Genomic DNA, 22287 nt, shown 5'->3' with positions numbered 1-22287 from the left:
GAGAGAGAGAGCGGCAGATCAGGCTGGGGGTGACATTTCGCGCCGCAGCTGCAGCAGTACGGTGACCGCATCGACGGCGGCGTCCTCGTCCTGTTCCAGTTGGCAGAGCATCAGAACCTCTTCGCCTTCCTGCGCCGTGTCGTGGATCGTGCGCAGCCGGTCGGAGCGCGCCGCATGAGGCTCGACGGAGCGCATGACCTGCCGCAGCGTCGCCAGCGTGCCGTCAAAGATACAGTTGAGGTCGGGGGGCTCGGCGTCCTGCGCCTGCAGGAGGTCCGCGGCGCGGGCGCGGATCATTGCCGAGGCCTCGGCCAGCAGATCCTGCTCGTCGAGGCGCGCATGCGCGGGGGCGGGCGCCTGTTCGGGGGCGGGCGTGGCTGCGGCGTCGCTGCGTGCTGTGGCGGTTGGCGCCGGTCGGAGGGTCCGGTGATCGGTCGCCGACGGGCGACGCCGGTCCGGCGGGGCGAATTGTTGCAGCAGCATCTCCGCCTGGTCGAGGTCGGCAGTCCGGCCCTGATCGATCTGATGCATGATGTCATCATAGAGCCGCTTGCCACCGCTCGAATGCCACAGCTGGCGGTCGATGCCGGCATCACCGCCCACCTGCGCCGTCAAACCCTGGATTGCGGCCAATGGATACAGCCCCAGGAATTCCTGCGCTGCCACGGGATCGAGCGCATTGATCGCCCGGTCAAGCGTGCCACGCATGATGCGGCGGTCGGCCATGGTCAGCACCAGAAAGCTGTGATCCTTGCGTTCGTCCGGCACTTCGGACCAGAGCGCCTGTTCCGGTGCGCTGAACTCGGTGCTGCAAAACAGCAGAATATCCGCATAGGCCACCGCCTGTTTCATGATCGCGGACTGGCGCGCGGGGGCGCCGAACACCGTGATTTCCGTCAGGCTCATGCCGCGCAAACGCGGATCGGGCAGTTCCTGGCGCAGACGCAGTGTGGCCAGCCCGGGATCGGTGACAGCACTTTGATCGGCCAGATGGCCGTCGTGCTGCAGGATCGCGCCGTCGGCGGTCTCGATCTCGGCCCGGGGGCTCTGGCCGAACACGACCTCCGTCATGCCCGCCGAGGGGCATTGTCCCAGCACGGGTTGGCCCAGCAGCATGTCGATCAGGGCGGATTTTCCACTGCCCGGCAGTCCGATCACCACCACCTGCACCGGCTTTTGCAACCGGTGCAGCAGGCGCTGTCCCCAATCCGCGTATTGGCGCGGGATCACCCCGGATTGCAGGCTCTCGCTCAGTTGCCCGGCAAGCGGCGTCAATGCGGCCTCGGCTATGCTCATGCGGATCCATCCCTGATGCTGTGGTGCAGATGCAGCCCTGCGTGGTGATTGCCCCTGGCCAGAACCGTCAGCCGCCGGCGCTTGCGTGCGGGGCGGGCGCGCTGCGGGGCCTGTGCCTGGCGCACACGGATCAGACAGAAGGCGACGTTGTCCTGCTCCGGCGCATTGGCGGCGTCGATACGGGCCAGGAGCCGCTGGCTCAGCTCCGCGCTCGACAGGTCCGCCCCCTGGCCGAGGGTCTCTTCGATCTCCGTGGTGTGCAGCGCCAGCAGGCCATCGCTGGTGGCGATCACGAGATCGTCGGCTCTGAGCGAGAGCGGTGCGTGGCGGCAATCCACCTGCGGAATGTCATGCCCGGTCAGGACCGACGTCACGCAGGCGCGATCCGGATGCGCATGGGCCTCCTGCGCCGACAATTCCCCCGCCGCGACCATCCGGTCCAGCTGGGCGGCCAGCGAATGATCGGCGTTCAACCGGTAGAGCCGCCCGTCGCGAAACAGCAACAGCGGCGAATCCCCGATCGACAGCCAATACAGGCGATTGTCCACGATCACCGGCGCCAGCAAGGTTGCGCCCATCCCCAGCGCGTCCGGCCGCTGGCTCGCATAGGCGCGTATCGAGGCATTGGCGTCATCGGCGGCGTCGGTCAGGACCTGCGCGATCTGCGGTTCCAGCCGCTGCGGTGCATCCGACCACAGCTTCAGCCCGGCAAAGACCTCGGTGACCGCCAGTTTCGACGCCATGTCACCGGCCGCATGTCCGCCCATACCATCGGCCAGCACGGCAAATCCGATCCCGGATCCGGCAAGGAAATCCGAGGCCACGGAATCCTCCTGCCGGTCGCGACGGCCCTGGCTGATCGCGGTGGCCGCGTCATAGCTGAAACTAGCGCGCGGCGGCATGGCGGCGGTCGCCCTCCGAGGTGTCATCATCCCAGCTGAAGCCCTGATCGCACAGCGGGATGAACCGCAGTTCGGTCTCCCCGATCCGCAGGGTGTCGCCCGCGTTCAAGGGTTCTGTCGACAGCACCGGCCGATTGTTCAGCCGGACCAGATTGGCTTTACCGCCATGGCCAACATAGAAACTTCGCTGTTCCGGGTCATAGGCCAGCGCGGCGTGTTGCGCGCGCGAGATACTGGTGTCGCCAAAGTCCAGCTGCACGCTCTGATCAGGGCCGCGCCCGATGGTGGAGACGCCGGCATAGAGCGTGAAGGTCGCGCCCCTGCCGGGGCCGCGGACCACCGCGAGCCAGCCGACAGGATATTCGCTATAGCCCGGGGGCTGGCTGCCCGCTTCCCTGGCAAAGGGATCCGGCGCTGCGGCGGGGTTGAAGCCCAGCAACCGCGTCTTGACCCGTCCACCGGCGCGCCGGGCGCCGCGCCCCATGGCCGGGGCCGGCACATCCACAGGCGATTGCACGGCTTCGCTGTCACCGAGCGGAGGCGGCAGGGCGTCCCACTCCTCATCGCTGGCGTTCTGCGGCGGTGGGCAGAGATCGGTTGTGTCCGGCTGCTGGGGAGGGGCCGAGCGCGCATGATCACGGCGAAACGCGTCGAGGGCGTCGGGGGCCATGTCGGGCGCGGTCAGGTCACCGTCTGGATCGCTTGCATGCAGCGTCCGTGCCTGCGGAGCCTGTGCCGGCGCTCCCATGCCCGGCGTTTGCTCGGGCTCTGGTAATTGCTCCGGCTCTGGCGTCTGCGTCTCGGTCGCTTCTGCGCTGCGGGCTGTTGGCGTAGGGGTAGCCTCCGGTTCGGGTGGACGCTCTGACATTTGCGCAGGGCGGCGGCGGGTGAACAGGCGATAATCCCTGGGGTCCTCATCTGCCGGTTCAGGTGTGGGCGATGGTGCGCGCGCCGGGGAAGGCGCTGCCGGGGAGTCCCGCTCGGGTCCCGGCGTGGGCACGGTATTGTCGGGCGCTGGCGGCTTGGGGTGGTCGGTGTCCTCTGCGGCCTCCACGCCCGCTGCCGTCGCCGTTCGCAGCGCGGCCTCTTCCTGACGGGTGCGTGTGAGGATGCGGTCGAATTCGCTGTCATCTGCCAGCCGCTCCTCGGAATGAGGCGGGGGCGGTGCGGCGTTCCCGGCCTGCTGCTGCGTCCTCTCGCTGTTCAGGAGGTCGGTCACAGCCTCCAGCTGCTGCGCCGCGGCGGTGCCGGGCGGGATCGGTGCGTCGGGGTCAGCGTCATCCACCCGGTCTTGGGTTTCAAGCCGCAGTGGCAGGTCGTCAGAGGCTGCGGCCGGGCGGACGCGGGTGCGTTGCTCTCCGATGATATCCTTGATGAACTTCATGGGGGATCCTCTTGGGGAACGGGGTGTTGTCGGAAACGCGGTAGCGGGGAGGCGGGGTCAGGTCGGAAGGGTCAGGAGGCCGTGGCGCTGTCCCTGGGCCGTGTGCGTTTGCCAAAGAACCGGCCGAGCCCGCCCTTTGCCTGCATTCGGTCGGCCTCGGGCGGGGCATCATCGGTTGCATCACCTGCGGACCCCGCTGCCAGCGGCGCAGAGGGCTCAATGCAGTCCTGATCCGCCATCCAGGCGTGCAGATCTCCGACCGGCTGGCCGAACAGGTCGACAAATTGACGTTTCAGCTTGTGCGCCTTGGGTTCGGGCGCCGGTGCAGGGCGCAGGACACGCGGCAGCCCCGCGGTCAGCCCGTCGTTGGTCTGGGCGACAAGATCGGCGATCCGTGTGCTCAGCCGCGCCCCGGAGGCGGAGGCCGTCGGAACGTCTTGCGCAAGCACGTCGGCAGCCTCTGGCAGGGCGGGGGCGGTCGATGTCGGCTCTGGCAGCTCTTGCGTGGCCGGAAGGGGCGCCGCGGCGGATGTGCCCGGGGGGCGGCTGCACCGCAGGTCGGCCAGCCAGTCCGCCGCCGTCTGGTAGCGCTCTGCCGGCAGAACCGACAGGGCCTTGGCGATGGTGGACCAGAACGCCGGGGTCTCTGCAGGCGGGTGGAGCGGATCGGCCTCACCCCGGGTCACAGCCGCCAGACGCTCCGGCCCCGACGGGGGCGGGTCGCCGGTCAGCAGGTAGTGCATCGTTGCACCAAGCGCATAGAGGTCGGAGCAGGCGCGGGCGATGGCCCCGGCGGCATAAAGCTCATGCGGCGAGTAGCCATCTTTGACGGCGACCGTGTCCTCGCTGATGGTCAGATCTTCGGCGGGGGTATGGCAGGCCGCGCCAAAGTCGATCAGCATCAGCCGGTTGTCGACGGTCCAGATCAGGTTGTCCGGGGAGATGTCGCGATGCAGGATGCCCTGCCCATGCAGCGCATCGAGCGCGCCCAGGGCCTGGAGCAGACAGGCGTGCAACATCGGCGCGGTCAACCGCTGAGGAGCGGTCTCGCGCAGCGATAGAAGATCCTCTCCCAGCAGGTGGTCCATCGCAATATAGGCCGTGCCGTTTTCGCGAAACACCTGATGCACGGGCACGATATTGGGATGTTCCGCACGCGCCAGCAGATGCGCCTCTCTCAGGAAACTGCGCAACACGGCCTTGTAGCTCCGCAACTGGGCGGGGCTGCGCGGACGCACCTGTCCGGTTGTGTCGCGCTGGCACAGTTCAGCCGGGAAACATTCCTTGATCACGACCTGTCGGTCGAGACTGTCCCGCGCCAGATAGGTGATCCCGAACCCGCCCGCGATCAGCGGCGCTTCGATTTGATATTGCCCGTGCAGCAGCCGCGCACCATTCGCAAGTTCCGCATCCGAAGTCGGCTGAGCGGTCGCGGGGTGCAGCTGCATGAACAAACCTCCTGGGAAACCCGGCAGTGAGACAGCCCCCCGGCAGAGTGGGGCGCGGCTTTCAAGGCTGCGAGGCAATCAGGGAAGAAGCGTGTCCTCTTTGGGGCAAATCGGGCAGGATCGCCCTTCTTTTGCCATAGTTCCGGGCACTTCCTTGAAAAGAAGGCGGGAAATGCGCCGCATTGCTTAACGCGCTATTAGTTCAAATTAACACTGATGGCGTTGCGCGCTGACCGTCGCGGGCGCCTGGCCTGTGGTGGCGCAATTTTAGGTGGCGGTGGCGGGCATCGGGCTGCCTGCGCCGATTCCGCGCCGCCGCATCAGCGCCGGGATCCCTGCCGGATATGGGGCAAGATCGGGGTCATGCCCGCCGCGGCTCAAGGCCACTTGTCCTGGCTTATTTCCGAGGCGCGCTGCCTCGGCACAGGCTCCTGCTGGTCCTGATCATTGCGGATGCGATCACGGGCGCAATCGTCCACATAGCGGCGCAGCAATTCCGTGTAGAATTTGAGTTCGACCGTTTCATCCTCGATTTGGCGCAGCCTTGACCGCACGGCCTCGGTTGCGTTCCGGTCCTCAAGGATGCGGTCCAGGTGCAGGGCGATATTGCCGAGCGGAGAGCAGATGCTGTCCTGCGCCTGCACCGCCAGACGTTCCCGGTGCGGCAGGGACTTGTGGGGTGCCCCTTCCTTTCGCCTGAACGCGCACGCCACAGAGCCGATGCAACAGGCAAACCGGATGATGATGTGCCGCCCGCCATTCATCGCCGTGTTGACCAGCATGCGCATCAGCGCGACCACGGCGGCCTTTCGGGATTTGATGACATCGGGGGTTGTCAGGACCATCGGCGCGTCTTTGGCGCGTTGCACCAGACGGAGCAGACAGTTGGCGAAATCCGGGTGGAACACATCGGTGATGGACCGTTTCCCGGTGAAGTGAAGCGTGTTCTTCAACGCCGCAGAGTGAAGTGCAACGGAGGCCACGGTTTGGTCGCGGCCTCCGGCAGCATCGCGTATTTCTACGGTCAGCATATTGCCTGCATACGCACTTACCTCAAACATGAGACATCACCGTTCAAGACCGAACCCAAACTATGATTATTCTATAGGTTGCAGGCGACAAGGCAAGGCATCTGGAGGGAAAATACCGGCAATCCCAGTGGCCTGACTGCGGAGTAAAAGCGGGTTTTCTGTTGATTTATTGATCTTTGTTTCCGGCAGGAACGTCGAAATTTCCAATCCGCCTCGCCGAAAATGGCGGGGGTGGCAGGGCAGGTGTTGGCGCCCGAATTATCGGTGGTGACGCCCTTGTCGGCAATCTGGATCGGCCTGTGGTTGCAGTGCGCGGGGGCGCGGATCAGATCACACTGACGATGACGCCGATGTTCTCCGGGGGCAGACCCTTGAAAATCGGCGTGAACCTGAGTGTTTTTTCAACATCCCCCTCGCTGAACGGGACGCTCCGGTTCTCCTGATGACGAAAACACTCTGAGACCTGTGGCACCAGATGCGGTAGCCCCTCTACGGAGCGGCACGCGCTGAGGGGGATGCCGCTCTGGGGCAGCTGCGAAATCCCGAAATAGGACAGCGCAACCGCCGAGGCATGGCGAATTTGCAGCGCCGGGTCGACCACAAGCGTGGGATAAGGCGTGGCCCGCAGGATGGCGTCCAGCTCGATCATCAACTGCTGCAATTCCGTCGCGTTGATCTGCATCTCCTCATTGACGGTAATCAGCTCCTCATTGGTGGCCTGCAGCTCCTCGTTGGAGGTCTCCAACTCCTCGTTTGTCGCCTGTAGTTCCTCATTGGTGGCCTGCATTTCCTCGTTCACGGATTGCAGCTCCTCGTTCGAGGTCTGCAGCTCCTCGATCGTTTGCTGCAACGCCTCGCGGGTGCTGGCGATCTCGTCCTCGATCTGCCGGACATATTGCATCCGGTCCTGATCGCTGATGTCCGGCGTAGCGGGTGTCCGGGTGTGTGCCGCGCGGGTCTCCACTGCAAACAGGACATGATCTTCGCCCTCGTTCTCGGCCAGCAGCGGGTAGCATGTCAGCCGCGTCTGGTCGAAGCCGGGGCCGGCGATGCTGTGCCAGAGCCCGGAGCGCATGGAGCGGCTGCGCAGGCACAGGGTGATCAGGCTGGCAGCTTCGGCGCGCAGGTCCGATTTCAAAATCTTCGTGCTCAGGCGCAGCAGGGCGCTGCTCTCGTTCAGCTCTGTCACGTGGGAAATGTCGCCGATGATGCGGATGATCTCGCTGTCGCGGGTGGCGATAAAGCCGTTTGGCGCCAGCACCCGGCTGAGCGCGTCGAACATTTCCGAACCCCGGGGTTTCACCTGCGTGCGCGCCGGTTGCGGCATGTCGCGGCTGGCGATCGGCAGGGGCAGGAAACTGGAGGGCAACCGGGCGCTGCTCTGGCGCAGGCCACGTTTGGAATACAGCCGGTCGGGCAGGGACAGGGTTTCGAAATGGCCGTGCATGGCGCCGACGGTTTCCGAGGTGCCGAGAAAGATCTTGCCGTCGGGCACCAGCGCATAGGCCATCCGCGAGAGCACCTTTTCCTGCAGCGACGCGCCGAAGTAGATCAGCAGGTTGCGCAGGCTGATCAGGTCGATGTTGATGAAGGGCGGGTCCTGGATGATGTTGTGGCGGGAAAACAGCACCACGGATCGCAACTGCTTGTGGACCTCGACGGTGTCGCCTCCGACATGCAGATAGGTCTCGACATAGGCGCGGGGCACATCATTGGCGGCCGACAGCGGATAGAGACCGCGCCGGGCCACTTCCAACGCCTTGGTGTCGATGTCGGTGGCAAAGATCTGAACCCGATCCTTGGTGAGCCACTCAATCCCACCCAGCGCCTCGGCAAACAGGATGGCGATCGAATAGGCTTCTTCTCCGGTGGCGCAGCCGGCAACCCAGACCCGCAGCGGGCGACCGGCCCTGTCCTTGACCATGGCGGCGATGACCTGGGCGAGGTGATTGAACTGGGTCTGGTCGCGAAAGAACCGCGTGACCGAGATCATCATGTCCTTGTAGAGCGCATCCACCTCGCTGTCGTTGTCGCGGCAGTGCGCCACATAGGCCTCATAGCTGTCGATGCCGAGCGCCACCATGCGCCGCGCAATGCGCCGGTTTATGGTGGTCTCCTTATAGTCGCGAAAATCGACTCCGGTGCGCGACAGCAGGATGTGGTAGAGATCCTGAAGCTTGCTCGAGGCGCTGGCGAGGGACTGCAGATCGGCAAGGTCCCGCGGGTTGGCCAGGATCCGGGTCAGTTGCTGGCCGATCATGTCCGGCGGCAAGGTCAGGTCGATGCAGCCGGTGTGGATGGCGGAGGCAGGCATGCCCTCGTATTTCGCGGTGCCGACCTCCTGGGCAATGGTCACGCCGCCGCAGTCACGCATGGCGCGAATGCCGGCGCTGCCGTCGCTGCCGGTTCCCGACAGCACCACGCCGACACAGCGGTCGCCGCATTCATCGGCCAGGCTTTTAAACAGGCGATCGGCCACGGGTTGGGGCGTGCCGGGAGGGCCGCCCGAGTCCCGCAGCCCCAGTTTGCCCCCGTCCAGTACGACGTCGCAGTTCGGCGGTGTGATATAGATGGTGTCCGGAAGCGGGACGCGATCCTCCTGCGTCAACTCGATGACCGGCAATTCGGTTTCGCGCCCGATCAGCGCGCACAGCAGGCTCTTGTGGGTCGGTGACATGTGCTGCGCAATCACGTAGCTGGCCTTGGCCTGCGCCGGCAGGTTCTTGACCAGCTGCGTGATCGCCTCCAGACCACCGGCCGATGCGGCAATACCGATCATGACCGGTAGCGTTGCCTGTGCCATTCACCCAAACTCCTGTCTCGCAAGGCCCTGTCGGACCGGCCATGCTCCGGCGCGGTCTCGCGGCGACCGTCACAAAGGCCAAATCCGTCCGCGCGCCTGCGCGTCTTCTCGGGTTGTTTCAGAAAACCCGCCGGCGTTCCAGTCGCGCGGCGTCACAAAACACGGCTGCGGCGGCCCGCTGCGGCAGGATACCAGTGCCGCGGCAGGGTGCTTTGCGCCTGTATATTTTAAGCTTGAAGGTTTGTCTTGCACCGGGACCCGCCGCGCAATACCGTTGCCCGGAGATCTGGCGGCGCGGGATCGCAGGCCGCAGGAAGGGAGCACCAAGATGAGCAACACACCCTATAATCCCGGGCAGGAGGGGGCCAAGATGGGCTTTGCCGACGCCATGTCCTATGGCGACTACCTGCACCTTGATGCGCTCCTGGATCAGCAGCACTGCAAGAGCGACGCCCATGACGAAATGCTGTTCATCATCCAGCACCAGACCAGCGAATTGTGGATGAAGCTGGCGCTGCATGAATTGCAGGCGGCGCGCAATGCCTTGCAGCAGGGCCAGACCGCCGAGATGTTCAAGATGCTCGCCCGGCTCAGCCGCATTTTTGAACAGCTCAACAGTGCCTGGGATGTGCTGCGCACCATGACGCCCGCCGATTACACCCGCTTTCGCGAGGCTTTGGGGCCGTCCTCGGGGTTTCAGTCCTATCAGTACCGGCTGATCGAATATGTGCTGGGCAACCGCAACCCCAACATGCTGCGTCCGCATGAGCATGTGCCGGAGGTCCACGCGATACTGAGCGCCGAACTGGCGCGCCCCAGTTTCTATGACGAGGTGAACCGGTTCCTGTACCAAACCATTGATGGGCATACGGAAAACATGCCGGTGCCACAACTGGATGCCCCGCATGCGCTCAACACGGATATTCAGGCCCGCTGGTTGCAGGTCTATCAGGACATCGACAGCCACTGGACGCTCTACGAATTGGCCGAGAAACTGGTCGATCTCGAAGACTATTTCCGCCGCTGGCGCTTCAACCATGTGACCACGGTGGAGCGCGTCATCGGCTTCAAACGCGGCACCGGCGGCACCTCCGGTGTACAATACCTGCGCCGCATGCTGAGTGTGGAGCTGTTCCCCGAACTCTGGACCCTGAGAGGCGACCTCTGACATGACCAACCTGCCCAAGAAACACCTCTTCGACATCCCTGAGGGCATGATCTACCTCGACGGCAATTCGCTCGGCCCGCTGCCAAAAGGCGCGGCGGAGCGGGCGACCAAGACCCTCACGCAGGAGTGGGGCACCCAGCTGATCAAGGCCTGGAACACCGCCGACTGGATGGCCCTGCCGCAAAAGGTCGGGGACCGGATCGCGGGCTTTATTGGCGCCGCGCCAGGCAGCGTGGCCACCGGCGATACGCTCTCGATCAAGGTCTATCAGGCGCTGGCGGCGGCGCTGAAAATGCGCCCGGACCGTCGGGTGATCCTGTCGGACACCGGCAATTTCCCCACCGACCTCTATATGGCGCAGGGGCTGATCTCGACCATCGGCAAGGACTATGAACTGCGCACCGTCGCTCCCGAAGACGTGGCCGAAGCGATCACCGACGACGTCGCGGTGGTGATGCTGACCGAAGTCGATTACCGCTCGGGCCGGCGGCACGACATGATGGAGATCACCGCACGGGCGCAGCAGAACGGCGCCGTGATGATCTGGGATCTGGCCCACAGTGCGGGCGCGCTGCCGGTGGATCTGACCGCCTGCAATGCGGAATTTGCGGTGGGCTGTACCTACAAGTATTTCAACGGCGGCCCCGGCGCGCCGGCCTTCATCTATGCGCGTCCCGACATCGTGCTGGAGGTGGAGCCCGCGCTGTCGGGCTGGCTTGGCCATGACGCGCCTTTTGCGATGGAACCCGGCTATCGTCCCGCCATGACCACCGAACGCCTGCGCGTCGGCACGCCCCCCATCGTGCAACTGTCGATCCTCGACACGGCGCTGGATGTCTGGGACGGCGTGTCCATGGCCGAGATCCGGGCCGCGTCTATTGCGCTCTGCGAGACTTTCATCGCCGAGGTCGAGGCCCGCTGCCCGATGCTGACCCTTGCTTCTCCGCGCGACGCCGCGCAGCGCGGCTCGCAGGTGTCCTTTGCCTTTGACGAGGGGTATGCGGTGATGCAGGCGCTGATCGAGCGGGGGGTGATCGGCGATTTCCGTGCGCCGAATACCCTGCGGTTCGGGTTCACACCGCTCTATATCGACGAGGCGGACGTGCGGCGGGCTGCCGAAATCCTCGGCGAGGTCATGGACAGCGGCGCCTGGAAGGAGCCGCGGTTTCAGGTCCGGTCGCGGGTGACCTGACCGGGCCATCGCGCCCCCCAGTGCCTTTCGCCCCCCAGTGCCGTGCGCCCCATGGCGCGAGGCACGCTGTCCCAACGCCCTGTCCCTGCGCGCGCAGGGGCAGGGCGTTGCGATACTCATCAGCGAATTCGTTAAATCATCACAATTTCATACGGCTGTCGCGCGTGTCGCATCGATCTGTTGCGCCGGGTTTGTAACGGTTTCTTGACAGCGACACTCATTGGCTGACATCATGACGTCATGTAGTGAGGCCGCCCCAGATGTCCAAAGACAAGACAAGCAGCAGCAAACCCTCCAAATCCGCGCGCAAGAACACCTCGTTGCGTCTGGACAGCAAGACACTGAAAGCGCTGAAAATCCGGGCCATTGAAGAGGATACCAGCATTCAGCGCCTGATAGAGCGGCTTATCGAGGACTACCTGAGACCGACAAAGAGATAAGGCGCATGACATCATCTGAACCAATCGGGTTTCTACTGGACGGCCAGATGGACTGGTCGCAGATCGAAGCTGCCTTGGCCCCCCTGCGGCTGGTGACGGAGCCTGACGACGGGACCGTGCCCTTTCGCTTGCTGGATTGCCACGACCAGCTTTTGCGCGGATCAGGGCGGGTGTTGCTGGAGTTTGACGGTGCGCTTGCGCTGTTTGCCGGGCAGGAGGCACCGTTGCGCCAGGCGGCGGCCTCAGACGGTGATTTCCCGGCCGATCTGCCAGACGGGCCAATCCGCAACCTGACGCAAAAGCTGTTCCCGCTGCGCTGCTTTCTGACCCTGGCCAGTGGTCCGCTGCGGTCCACCAGCTTGCGTGTGGTGGATGAGGAAACCAAGACCCAGTTGCGCGGCGAGGTTCTGCAGGTTGAGGCCGAGGCCGGCGGTGCCGTCACCCTTGTCCTGCTGAAACCGCTGCGCGGCTATGATCGCGCCCCGGCGGCGATGGCGACCGGCCTGCGGGAGCAGGGCGCCGGGCCGGTGGAGGCAGAACGGGTCTTTGCGGCGCTGGCGCCGCAGGTGCAGCCCTATGTGGCCAAGCCCGAAACCACCTTTACCGGGCAGGAAACCGCCTTTGACGTGGCGGTGGAAACGATGTCCAACTACATCGCGGTCGCCCGCGCGAACGAGGCCGGTGTGATCGCCGATCTCGACACCGAATTCCTGCATGACTATCGCGTGGCGCTGCGCAAGCTGCGCTCGGTGCTGAGCCTGTTCAAGGGCGTGTTCGGTGCGGTGCAGACGGCAGAGTTGAAAGCCGCCTTGTCCGACCTGATGCAGCCCACCGGGCGGGTGCGCGATCTCGACGTCTACCTGATGGAGCGGGCGGACTACGACGCCCGGGTGCCCGAACATCTGCGTCCCGGCCTGTCGGTGATGTTCGATGCCTTTGCCGCAGAGCGCGCCGGTGCGCAGGCGGCACTGGCAAAACACCTGAACAGCAGGGCCTATCACAAGGCGATTTCGGAACTGGAGGCGCAATTTGCCCATCCCGAGGGCTTCATCCGCGGCGCCGCAAGCGGGGTCAGCGCGGATCGATATGCCCGCAAGCTGATCTGGAAACGCTACCGCAAGATCTGCAAGATCGCCGCGCGTATTCACGACGATACGCCCGACGATGAGGTCCATGAACTGCGCATCGCCTGCAAGAAATTCCGCTATCTGGTGGAGTTCTTTGCCCCGCTGTTTCCCGGCAAGAGCGCCAAGCGCATCATCAAGCGGATGAAGCTGTTGCAGGACAATCTCGGCGCGTTCAACGATTATGCCGTTCAGCAGCAGGCGCTGCTGCGCTTTGTCGAGACCCACCCGGCGATGACCGGGCGCCGGGGTGTCGAAGCGGCGCTGAGCATCGGCGCGCTGATCGCCCTGCTGGATCAAGGCCAACGGGCGGAACGGGCACGGGTGATGGAGAGTTTCGACCGGTTCAACAGCCCTGAGGCCCGCGCCGAGATCAAGGCGCTGTGTCATCCCGAGGAGGCCGCAGCATGAAGGTTCTTGCCTGCTACAGCAACAAGGGCGGCGTCGGTAAGACCGCGACCGCGGTGAACCTGGCCTATGCCTTTGCGCACTCCGGCGCGCGCACCTTGTTGTGCGATCTCGACCCGCAGGGGGCGTCGAGCTTCTATTTCCGGGTCAAACCGTCGAAAAAGCTGAAGGACGCGCAGTTCTTTCAGGATGTGGAGCGCTTTACCCGCGCCATCCGCGGCAGCGATTATGAGAACCTCGACATTCTGCCGGCCAATCTGACCTTTCGCGATTTCGACCTGTTTCTGGCGCGCATGAAGAACAGCCGCTCGCGCCTGAAAAAGGCGCTGAAGGGCGTGCACAGCGATTATGATGTCATCATTCTCGATTGCCCGCCCAATATCTCCATGCTGTCGGAGGCGGTGTTCAAGGCGGCGGACAAGGTGGTCGTGCCGGTGATCCCGACCACGCTGTCGGAACGCAGCTTTGTGCAGCTTCTGGATGTGTTTCGTGCGGACGGGGTGAAGATGACAAAGCTGCTGCCCTTCTTTTCCATGGTACAGGGACGCAAGGCCATGCATGGCGAGACGATCACCCGCCTGCGCGCCCGTCATGGCAAGCGGTTTCTGTCAACGGAGCTGCCGTTTTCCACCGATGTGGAGAAAATGGGCCTGCACCGCAAACCGGCCTTGTGCTTTGCGGCCACTCGCCCGGCGGGCAAGGCCTACCGGGCGCTGTTTGATGAGGTCAACGCACGGATCTGAGGCGGAACGCAGGGAGCACAGGGGTGATGCAAGCAAGGACATTGGCATGAAAGAGATCGAGCGGAAATTCCTGGTGGCGGATCAGCCGGACCTGACTGCGGCGCAGGCCACGCCCGTGCGGCAGGGGTATCTGACCGCGTTGGAGGACAGCACCGAGCTGCGCCTGCGCCAGAAGGGAGAGCGTTTCTTTCTGACCCAGAAAGGCGGGTCCGGGCGGGTCCGCGAAGAGCGGGAGGCGGAAATCAGCCCGGCGGTGTTCGAGACGTTCTGGCCGGGCACAATGGGGCGGCGGGTGGAGAAGACCCGTTGGACGGGGGCGTTGCCCGATGGCCAGGGTTATGAGCTCGACATCTTCGAAGGGGCGCTGGCTCCCTTGCAGATGGTCGAGGTGGAGTTTTCGGACGAGGCGGCGGCAGAGGCCTTTGTGCCACCGTCCTGGTTCGGGCACGAGGTAACCGAGGACAAGCGGTTCGGCAATAAATCCCTCGCGGTGCACGGTCTGCCGTCGGACCCGGAGTGATCCGCGCAGGGGGGGCGTAAACCGGGGGCGCTCCCGCCCCCGCGCAGACCCTTGCTGACGCAAGACCCCGCTTGGCGTTGGGCCGGGCAGCCTGTCCTGCGGACAGGCTGCGGCGCCGGACCGGAAGGTCCGGCGCCATGCCCAACGGGAGCGGTCGCATTTATAATGGGGCCGCGACGGGCGGGAGCCTTGCCCTTCTTGTTGCATCCCGAAATCAGAGGCTGCGTGTTCAGGGGGCGCGTTGCAGCAGGTAGATGTCCATGATCCAGCCATGATCCGCGCGTGCTTCTGCGCGTGTGGCGATGATCCGGTCCTGCACCTCGGAGAGGCGCCCGGCGATGTTGATCTCGTTGTCCATGCCCGCATAGGCCGACCAATGGATCGTGATCTGCGCCTGTTCGGCCAAGCTTTGGAAGGAGCATTCGCCATCCAGCATCACCACCAGCGTGTCGCAGCCCTCCGGCCAGCCCGCCTCGCGCAGCCGTCGTCCGGTGGTGATCTGCACCGGGCCACCGATGGTGTTCAACGGCACGCCATGGGCGGCGGTCAGGGCCTGGATCGAGGTGATGCCGGGGATCACCCGCATCCGCAGGTCCAGGCGCGCGCGCAGCCGCTCGGCGATCCGCATGGTGCTGTCGTAGAGTGATGGATCGCCCCAGACCAGAAAGCCCACATGCCCGCCATCGGGCAGATGATCGGACAGGGCCGACTGCCAGACCGCGGCAATCGCATCATGCCAGTCGTCGACCCGTTGGCGGTACTCCGCGGTGTTCGGGTCCCGCGTGGGCAGGGCGAATTCGGCGATCCGCGGGGGATCTGCGCAGTCTGCCAGCACGTCGGCGCAGATGGCCTGCCGCAGCCCGGCAAGATCATCCTTGCCCGCCCCCTTGTTCGGGATCAGGATGAGATCCTGGGATTGAATGGCCTCGATGGCCTCCCGCGTCAGGTGCTTGGGATTGCCGGTGCCGATACCGATCAGGCTTAGATGGATCATGGCGTGCCGCTTTCCGGTTCCAACTGCGCCAGCGGTCCATAGAGGATCAGCACTGGCGCTGGTGAGGTGATCGCCTCCAGCAGACCCGGCAGACCGTCAACGGTTACCCGGTGCAGCTCTTGCGCGGGCGTCGAGACCCCAAGCGCCACCAGTGCAGGTGTGTCTTGCGGCAGGCCGGCCTCCAACAAAAGGGACAGCAGCGCTGCAAAGGTGCGCTTGCCCATATAGACCACGGTGGTTGCCTCAGGATCGGCAAGGGCTGCAAGGTTCATGTGATCGGGCAGGCCGCCGGTCACGTCATGGCCGGTGATGAACTGCAACCGGCGTGCGGTCAACCGCCGGGTCAGCGGAATTCCCGCAGCGGCGGCGGCGGCAGAGGCTGCGGTGACGCCGGGGATGATCTCATATTTGATGCCAGCGGCGCGCAGTGCGATGATCTCTTCCTCAAGCCGGCCAAAGACGCCGGAATCCCCGGATTTCAACCGCACCACATGGGCCCCGGATTGGGCATAATCCACCAGAAGCTGGCTCACATGGTCCTGTTTGGGCGAGGGGCGACCTGCGCGTTTGCCCACGCCCACCAGATCCGCATCCTCGCGCGCGTGCGACAGGATCGGGCCCGAGGACAGGTCGTCAAACAACACCGCATCCGCCGCCTCCAGACGTTTCACGGCCTTGACCGTCAGCAGGTCCGGATCACCCGGCCCGGAGGAGACAAAGCTGACAAATCCGCTCATGCATGCTCTCCGGTGATCAGGTGGAAAAAGGTGCCGGTGACATGACCCTTGATCGATCCGGTTTCGGGGACCGGATTGCCGTCAGCGTCCATGACGCGCGCCAGCGGCGCGTCGGGCTCATCCAGAATGGTCGAGTAATGGAACTCATGCCCGCGCAAATGAGCACCGCTGTCAAAGCCCGGCATCGGCGCTTGCAACTCCGCACGGCGATAGCCGAGGTGGAATTTGCGCTTCTCATACGATGTGACAAGCCCGAGGAGCCCCGCCATCTGATGCCGGGTGCCTTCCTTGTCGATCAGGGCCTCCCCCAGCGCCATATAGCCGCCGCACTCGCCATGCACGGGTTTGGTCTCAGCATGTTTTGCCATGCCTTTGCGCCAGTTTTCGGCAGCGGCAAGCGTGCCGCCATGCAGCTCCGGATAGCCGCCGGGCAGCCAGACCAGATCGGCGTCGGTGGCGGGGGCTTCATCCTTCAGGGGCGAGAACGGCAGGATCTCGGCCCCGGCGGCACGCCAGCCTTCCAGGAGATGCGGGTAGGTAAAGGAAAACGCCGCATCGCGCGCCAATGCGATGCGCTGCGCAGGCGGGTGAGGCAGAGCGCGCGGCGCGGGTGCAGCAGCGGTGCTGGCCGCCGCTCGGATCGCGTCGAGGTCGACGTTTTCGCGCAAAAAGGCGGCATATCCTGCAATGGCGGCCTCAAGGTCAGGATGCTCCACCGCCTGAATGAGGCCAAGGTGGCGTTCGGGCAGGGTCAGATCCCCGCGCCGGGGCAGAGAGCCAAGCACCTTGACGCCCGCGCGCTCCATCCCAAGCCGGGTCAGCCGCTCGTGCCGAGGGCTGGCCACCCGGTTTAGGATCACGCCCGCAAAGGGCAGATCGGGGTTATACATCTTGAACCCCAGCGCGGTGGCGGCGGCGGATTGTGCCTGTCCGCCCACGTCGATCACCAGCACAACCGGCCAGCCCATCCTGAGCGCGGTCTCTGCCGAGGAGCCAAATCCCGACTGGCCGCGCGTGGCGACCCCGTCAAAGAGGCCCATCGACCCTTCACCGACGCAGATATCAGCGCCTTGGGCCTGAGTGGTCACGGCATCGAGCAGAGCGCCATCCATCGCCCATGTATCAAGGTTGAAGGACGCCCGCCCGGCGGCCGCAAAGTGAAACGCCGGGTCGATATAATCCGGCCCGCTCTTGAAGGGCTGCACGGTCAACCCATCGTCCTTGAGCGCGCGCAGCAGGCCCAGCATGACGGTGGTCTTGCCGGTGCCAGAGGAGGGCGCGGAGATCATCAGGCCTTTGGGGAAATGGGTCATGTTGCCTCCCTGCGCACCGGCAAGTCCCGTCCGGCCGAAAGGCCGGACAGCGCCCGACCCTCCCCCCGGGAGGGCGCTTTCGCACCCACCCAGGCTCGGGCGCTGTCCTTATTTCTAATCCGCAGCCGATCAATCATCCCCTTCGCTCCATTCCGACCACGGGCTATCGGCACTTTGTGGACGATAACGGCGGTCATAATCCGCACCATACAGGCAGCTTTCGGCGAAATCCTCTGCGCCCAGGGCGTGGCCCACGAGGATCAGCGCGGTGCGCCCGCGCGCGCCGTTGGTTGCCTCGATAATGGACCCAAGTGTTGCCTTGACGATCTTCTGATCCGGCCAACTGGCGCGCCACACGATGGCCACCGGACATTCCGCGCCATAGGCGGGCGTGAGCCGTGCCACCACATCGTCCAGCACATGCACCGACAGATGGATCGCCAGCGTTGCGCCGGTGGCGGCGAAATTCTCCAGCGTCTCGCCTTCGGGCATCGCCGAGGCGCGCCCCGACGTACGCGTGAGCACCAGCGATTGTGCCACGCCGGGCAGGGTGAGTTCGGTGCCCAGCGCCGCCGCACCAGCCGCAAAGGCAGGCACACCGGGGGTGATGTCATAGGGAATACTCAGGTCGCGCAGGCGGCGCAGCTGTTCGCCCATGGCGGACCAGACCGACAGATCCCCGGAGTGAAGCCGCGCAATATCCTGTCCGGCAGCGTGGGCACTGGCGATCTCTGCCATGATCTCATCCAGCGACAGGGGCGCGGTGTTGATGATCCTGGCCCCCTCGGGGCAATGGCTGAGCAGCGCTTCGGGCACCAGAGAGCCGGCATAAAGGCACACCGGGCAGGCTGCGATCAGGTCGCGCCCGCGTAGGGTAATCAGGTCGGCGGCACCCGGTCCGGCACCAATGAAATGAACGGTCATCTCTCTATCATCTCCGCAAGCGCCACGGTGGCAAGCCCGTCCGTGGTCACACATCGTCTCTGGATCAGCCGCGCGCCTGCGCCCGCTGCCACAAGGGCGCAGGCTTCGGCCACCGATCCGGTGTTGAACCGCGCATGGATACGCGGCGAAAGGGTGGGGGTCGCGATCCCGGCGATCTGGTCCTCATCAAGGGTCTCGACCGTGAGGTTTTGTGCCAGCGCAAAGGCGCGAAACACGGGGCTGTCGGTCTTGGTACGCAGGGTCACCACCCGATCTGGGCGCGTTTGCAGCGCATTGTAAGCCTCCGCAAGGCTTGCCTCGGTGGCGCGGTTGGAAAAGCCAAAGCCTGCGATCATCATCGGGTGACGCTCCATTGGATCACGGGGCGGGCACGTTCCCAGCCGCGCATGGAACCCAAGGGGCCAGCTTCGGCGATCTCCGCTTTGAGCAGATGACCGCCATGGCTGGCATGAGCCTGCATCAACAGGATCTCGGTTTCCAGCGTCACTCCATTGGCAACGAGGCGCGTGCCTGCGGGCAGGATCTGCCAGAAGTGGTCAATGAGGGCCTGCGACCCGCCGCCGCCGATAAACACGCAATCGGGTGGGGAATGACCCTCCAATACTTCCGGCGCGCGGCCCTCGATGGCTGTCAGGCGATGCGCCAGACCGAAGTCTTCGGCGTTGCGGCGAATGTTCTCCAGCCGATCCGCGCGGGCCTCAAACGTGGTTGCCGTGGCCCCTGAGGCGGCAAGGCACCACTCCACCGAGACAGACCCCGATCCGCCGCCAATATCCCACAGATGTTCGCCCACGCGCGGCGCGAGGGCCGAGAGCGTCAGCGCACGGATGGGGCGTTTGGTGATCTGCCCGTCACTGGCAAAGAGAGCATCCTCAAGGCCGGATGCCTGCGGCAGGCCCGTGCCTGATGCCGTGAGTGCCGCCACCACCGGGGCGTCAATGTCGGTGATGTCAAACCCTTGGGCGGTGGTTGAGCGGATGCGCTCGCGTGGTCCGCCAAGGCGCTCCAGCACGGTGATCGCGCTGGTGCCAAAGCCGATTTCGCATAGATAGGCAGCCAGTTCCGCCGCCGCCGCGCCATCACACAGGGTGCAGATCGCTTGCGTGCCACGGCCCAAAACCGGACGCAGGCGCGCATAGGGCGCGGCATGAAGACCCAGACAGAGCGTGTCCTCAAGCTTCCACCCCAGCGCATTGGCAGCCAGCGCAAAGCAGGAGGGCGCCGGATGGGACGTCCATTCGCAGCGGTCCAGATCGCGCAGCAGGCTGCCGCCTGCGCCGTGCCAGAAGGGATCGCCCGACGCCAGCACCACAGTCTGGCGGCCCCGCGCAGCCAGCACCGGCGCGGTGGAAAAGGGCACGGGCCAGACCTGCCCGCGCGCGCCTGCATCGACCAGTTCTAGATGGCGCGGCCCGCCGATGATGATTTCTGCGGCTCGAAGGGCTGCACGGCTTGCATCCGACAGGCCTTCGGGGCCATTTTCCCCGAGCCCGATGAGGGTCAGCCACGGGCGCGCACCGCCCTTTGTCAAAGGATCAGACATGACCAAGCTCCTGCTTCTGGGCGGCACCACCGAAGCTTCGCATCTGGCGGCGCATTTGGCGCAAGCCTGGGTTTTGGACGATCCGGTGGCCGGGCGTCAGGCGGTGTTTTCCTACGCAGGCCGCACCGCGCGCCCGGCAGAGCAGCCGTTGCCCTGCCGTGTCGGCGGTTTCGGGGGCGTGTCCGGGCTGGTCGACTATTTGCGCCGCGAAGGGATCACCCATGTTGTCGATGCCACCCATCCCTTTGCCGCGCAGATGAGCACCAATGCGGTGCGGGCCTGCGCTGAGGCTGGGGTGGGGCTGGTGGCCTTTGAGAGGCCTGCGTGGCAGCTGCAGTCGGGCGATCACTGGGTCCATGTGGCGGATATGGCAGGTGCCGTTGCCGCCCTGCCGGAGGCCGGCGCGCGGGTGTTTCTGGCCATCGGCAAGCAACATGTGGCGGAGTTCGCGGCAAAGCCCAAAAACCACTATCTGCTGCGGCTGGTGGATGCGCCGGAGGCACCGTTGTCTCTGCCCGATGCCACTGTCATTGTGGCGCGGGGACCGTTTGAAGCGACCGGCGATGAGGTCCTGATGCGCCAGCACAAGATCACGCATGTTGTGGCAAAAAACGCCGGTGGCGCAGGTGCCGAGGCCAAGCTGAGTGCCGCGCGCACGCTCTCCTTGCCGGTCGTGATGATCGACCGGCCCAAGGTGCCTGCACGCCCGGTGCTGGGCACTGTCGCTGAGGTGATGCGCTGGCTGGAGCACGGCGCTTAGGTGTCCTTGCCGGTCGGGGTCTGCCCGGTTTGATGACCGGGTTGATGACCGGGTGCAAAGCGCGGCGTATAGACATAAGGCCCCACACGCCGCGTGTCGCGATTGCCAACGATCACCACGGTACGCATGTCCGCCATCTCTGGCCGGGCATCCTTGAGCGGTACGGTGAGGATCTCCTGCCCGGGTTTGGTAACATCACGGGCGAAAGTAATCAGGGTTTCCGCGCCACAGGCCGCGCGCAGCACGTCCAGAGCGCGGGCAAACTGATGCGGGCGGGATTTGGAGCGCGGGTTGTAAAAGGCCATCGCCAGACCTGCTTCACCCACAAGCTGCAACCGGCGTTCGATCAGCTCCCACGGTTTCAGATTGTCGCTGAGGTTGATCGCCGCAAAATCATGGCCCAGAGGTGCGCCGATCACCGCTGCGGCCGCCAGCATGGCGGTGATGCCGGGCAGCACCCGGATCTCTAGGTCGAGCCACGCGGGCTGCGCCTTGGACCCGTCTTCCAGTGCTTCAAACACTGCCGATGCCATGGCAAAAACCCCCGGATCGCCGGAGGAGACTACGACCACGCGTTTGCCCTCTGCCGCCATCTGCAGGGCCTGCGTGGCGCGGTCCACCTCAACCCGGTTGTCGCTGGCATGGAGGGTCAGGCCCGCGCGCGGCGCAATGCGCTCCACATAGGGGATATAGCCAACCACATCACTGGCCTCGGCCAGCACCTCCTGCACCTCGGGGATCACCATGCGCTCGTCACCGGGGCCAAGCCCCGCGATCACCACCCAGCCTTTTTGCGCATCACTCATGGGCGACGTCCTTGCCCGTGCAGCAGCACGATGGAGAAATAGGGCACATCGCCGGTGACCTCGGTGAGCTTTTGCACCGTCTGGGTCGGCATGGTGCCGCGCTCCACCAGCCATGCGTCCTGAAGACGGCCTGCAGCCTCAAGCGCGCGGCGCAGCTTGGGCAGGTTGCGGCCGATTTTCATGACCACCAGCGCGTCGGTTTCCCGGATGCGTTTGGTCAGTTCTTCTTCCGAGAGGGTTGCCATCGCGACCGTCAGAACATCATCGCCCCAGGTGATCGGCTGGCCGGTGGCGGTCCAGCAGCCGGACATGCCGGTAATGCCGGGGATGATTTCCACCTCCGCGCGGCCCTCAAGGCGGGTGTGCAGATGCATGAACGACCCATAAAGGAAGGGATCGCCCTCGCAGAGCACCACCACCGTGTCCGTCGCCGCGATCTCGGCCAATGTGTCGGCCCATTGGTCATAAAACGCGGCCAATTGGCGGTTATACTCGGGGTCGGAGAAATGGATCTCGGTGGTGACCGGATATTCCATCGGGTATTCTGTGACGCCCTCGGGCAGGATGCCTTCGACGATGGCGCGGGCCTGCCCTGCGCGGCCTGCCTTGCGGAAATAGGCCACATGGGTCGCGCCTTGCAGCGCGCGCCAGCTTTTGACGCTCATCAGGTCCGGATCGCCGGGGCCGAGGCCTGCGCAGATGACTTTGCCGGTTTTGGGCGCGTTCATGG

21 protein-coding genes are annotated in these 22287 nt (G+C 65.0%); 7 read left to right on the top strand and 14 right to left on the bottom strand.

From position 1 onward, the window contains the following. Positions 1-18: 18 nt before the first annotated feature. The 6 genes from MHM88_RS08860 to MHM88_RS08835 all read right to left on the bottom strand — a co-directional run bounded on the left by MHM88_RS08860 (position 19) and on the right by MHM88_RS08835 (position 8864). Positions 19-1296, bottom strand: coding sequence for a dynamin family protein (locus tag MHM88_RS08860; RefSeq protein ID WP_239363180.1), 1278 nt, complete (start codon positions 1294-1296; stop codon positions 19-21). Continuing rightward, positions 1293-2198: a PP2C family serine/threonine-protein phosphatase gene (locus MHM88_RS08855; protein WP_239363170.1), complete on the bottom strand. Its 906-nt coding sequence runs from the start codon at positions 2196-2198 to the stop codon at positions 1293-1295. The genes MHM88_RS08860 and MHM88_RS08855 overlap by 4 nt, the downstream gene beginning before the upstream one ends. Then, complete coding sequence (locus MHM88_RS08850) at positions 2182-3582, bottom strand: FHA domain-containing protein (RefSeq protein WP_239363168.1); 1401 nt, start codon at positions 3580-3582, stop codon at positions 2182-2184. The genes MHM88_RS08855 and MHM88_RS08850 overlap by 17 nt, the downstream gene beginning before the upstream one ends. 71 nt (positions 3583-3653) lie before the next feature. Continuing rightward, the gene (locus MHM88_RS08845) at positions 3654-5030 is read right to left on the bottom strand and encodes a serine/threonine-protein kinase (RefSeq protein WP_239363160.1); all 1377 of its coding nucleotides are present in this window, start codon (positions 5028-5030) and stop codon (positions 3654-3656) included. 377 nt (positions 5031-5407) lie between these two features. Next, entirely contained in the window at positions 5408-6061 is a 654-nt protein-coding gene (locus MHM88_RS08840) for a hypothetical protein (RefSeq protein WP_239363158.1), read from the bottom strand. Between the two features lie 325 nt (positions 6062-6386). Next, a complete protein-coding gene (locus tag MHM88_RS08835; RefSeq protein ID WP_239363156.1) occupies positions 6387-8864 on the bottom strand; it encodes a chemotaxis protein CheB in 2478 nt (825 codons plus the stop codon). A 328-nt stretch (positions 8865-9192) separates the two neighbouring features. Here MHM88_RS08835 and MHM88_RS08830 point away from each other — a divergent pair, with 328 nt between their 5' ends. From MHM88_RS08830 to MHM88_RS08805, 6 genes are all read left to right on the top strand, one after another. Continuing rightward, positions 9193-10032 (top strand): tryptophan 2,3-dioxygenase, encoded by an 840-nt coding sequence (locus tag MHM88_RS08830; RefSeq protein WP_239363154.1) that lies wholly within the window; start codon positions 9193-9195, stop codon positions 10030-10032. 1 nt (position 10033) lies between these two features. Then, complete coding sequence (gene kynU, locus MHM88_RS08825; protein WP_239363152.1) at positions 10034-11224, top strand: kynureninase; 1191 nt, start codon at positions 10034-10036, stop codon at positions 11222-11224. 260 nt (positions 11225-11484) lie between these two features. Next, positions 11485-11664, top strand: a complete 180-nt coding sequence (locus tag MHM88_RS08820) for a hypothetical protein (RefSeq protein ID WP_239363150.1) — start codon at positions 11485-11487, stop codon at positions 11662-11664. Positions 11665-11669: 5 nt separating this feature from the next. Next, the gene (locus tag MHM88_RS08815; protein ID WP_239363148.1) at positions 11670-13199 is read left to right on the top strand and encodes a CHAD domain-containing protein; all 1530 of its coding nucleotides are present in this window, start codon (positions 11670-11672) and stop codon (positions 13197-13199) included. After that, positions 13196-13939 (top strand): ParA family protein, encoded by a 744-nt coding sequence (locus MHM88_RS08810; protein ID WP_239363137.1) that lies wholly within the window; start codon positions 13196-13198, stop codon positions 13937-13939. The genes MHM88_RS08815 and MHM88_RS08810 overlap by 4 nt, the downstream gene beginning before the upstream one ends. A 46-nt stretch (positions 13940-13985) precedes the next feature. Then, positions 13986-14459 (top strand): CYTH domain-containing protein, encoded by a 474-nt coding sequence (locus MHM88_RS08805; protein WP_239363135.1) that lies wholly within the window; start codon positions 13986-13988, stop codon positions 14457-14459. A 229-nt stretch (positions 14460-14688) separates the two neighbouring features. On the opposite strand, the gene cobF is transcribed toward MHM88_RS08805, so the two are convergent. The 6 genes from cobF to cbiE all read right to left on the bottom strand — a co-directional run bounded on the left by cobF (position 14689) and on the right by cbiE (position 19991). Further along, positions 14689-15453 carry a precorrin-6A synthase (deacetylating) gene (gene cobF / locus MHM88_RS08800; protein WP_239363132.1) on the bottom strand — a complete coding sequence of 255 codons (765 nt, stop codon included), beginning with the start codon at positions 15451-15453 and terminating at the stop codon, positions 14689-14691. Then, a complete protein-coding gene (gene cobA, locus MHM88_RS08795; protein ID WP_239363129.1) occupies positions 15450-16190 on the bottom strand; it encodes a uroporphyrinogen-III C-methyltransferase in 741 nt (246 codons plus the stop codon). The genes cobF and cobA overlap by 4 nt, the downstream gene beginning before the upstream one ends. Then, complete coding sequence (locus MHM88_RS08790) at positions 16187-17503, bottom strand: cobyrinate a,c-diamide synthase (protein WP_239363125.1); 1317 nt, start codon at positions 17501-17503, stop codon at positions 16187-16189. Before MHM88_RS08790 ends, cobA begins: the two co-directional genes overlap by 4 nt. Positions 17504-17632: 129 nt before the next feature. Then, positions 17633-18427 (bottom strand): precorrin-4 C(11)-methyltransferase, encoded by a 795-nt coding sequence (gene cobM / locus MHM88_RS08785; protein WP_239363122.1) that lies wholly within the window; start codon positions 18425-18427, stop codon positions 17633-17635. Beyond that, positions 18424-18786, bottom strand: coding sequence for a cobalamin biosynthesis protein (locus MHM88_RS08780; protein ID WP_239363120.1), 363 nt, complete (start codon positions 18784-18786; stop codon positions 18424-18426). The genes cobM and MHM88_RS08780 overlap by 4 nt, the downstream gene beginning before the upstream one ends. Further along, positions 18783-19991 (bottom strand): precorrin-6y C5,15-methyltransferase (decarboxylating) subunit CbiE, encoded by a 1209-nt coding sequence (cbiE, locus tag MHM88_RS08775; protein WP_239363118.1) that lies wholly within the window; start codon positions 19989-19991, stop codon positions 18783-18785. The genes MHM88_RS08780 and cbiE overlap by 4 nt, the downstream gene beginning before the upstream one ends. Here cbiE and MHM88_RS08770 point away from each other — a divergent pair. Continuing rightward, positions 19990-20751, top strand: a complete 762-nt coding sequence (locus MHM88_RS08770; RefSeq protein WP_239363115.1) for a cobalt-precorrin-6A reductase — start codon at positions 19990-19992, stop codon at positions 20749-20751. The two genes, cbiE and MHM88_RS08770, sit on opposite strands and share 2 nt — an antisense overlap. On the opposite strand, the gene cobJ is transcribed toward MHM88_RS08770, so the two are convergent. Together cobJ and MHM88_RS08760 are read right to left on the bottom strand one after the other, a co-directional pair. Next, a complete protein-coding gene (gene cobJ, locus MHM88_RS08765) occupies positions 20748-21557 on the bottom strand; it encodes a precorrin-3B C(17)-methyltransferase (protein WP_239363113.1) in 810 nt (269 codons plus the stop codon). The two genes, MHM88_RS08770 and cobJ, sit on opposite strands and share 4 nt — an antisense overlap. Further along, positions 21554-22285 (bottom strand): precorrin-2 C(20)-methyltransferase, encoded by a 732-nt coding sequence (locus tag MHM88_RS08760; protein WP_370687474.1) that lies wholly within the window; start codon positions 22283-22285, stop codon positions 21554-21556. The genes cobJ and MHM88_RS08760 overlap by 4 nt, the downstream gene beginning before the upstream one ends. Positions 22286-22287: the final 2 nt, after the last annotated feature.

The organism is Epibacterium sp. MM17-32, assembly GCF_022348205.1.
Lineage (GTDB): Bacteria > Pseudomonadota > Alphaproteobacteria > Rhodobacterales > Rhodobacteraceae > Epibacterium.
The sequence above is the reverse complement of the archived record's forward strand: the minus strand, read 5'-3'. Positions and strand labels throughout refer to the sequence as shown.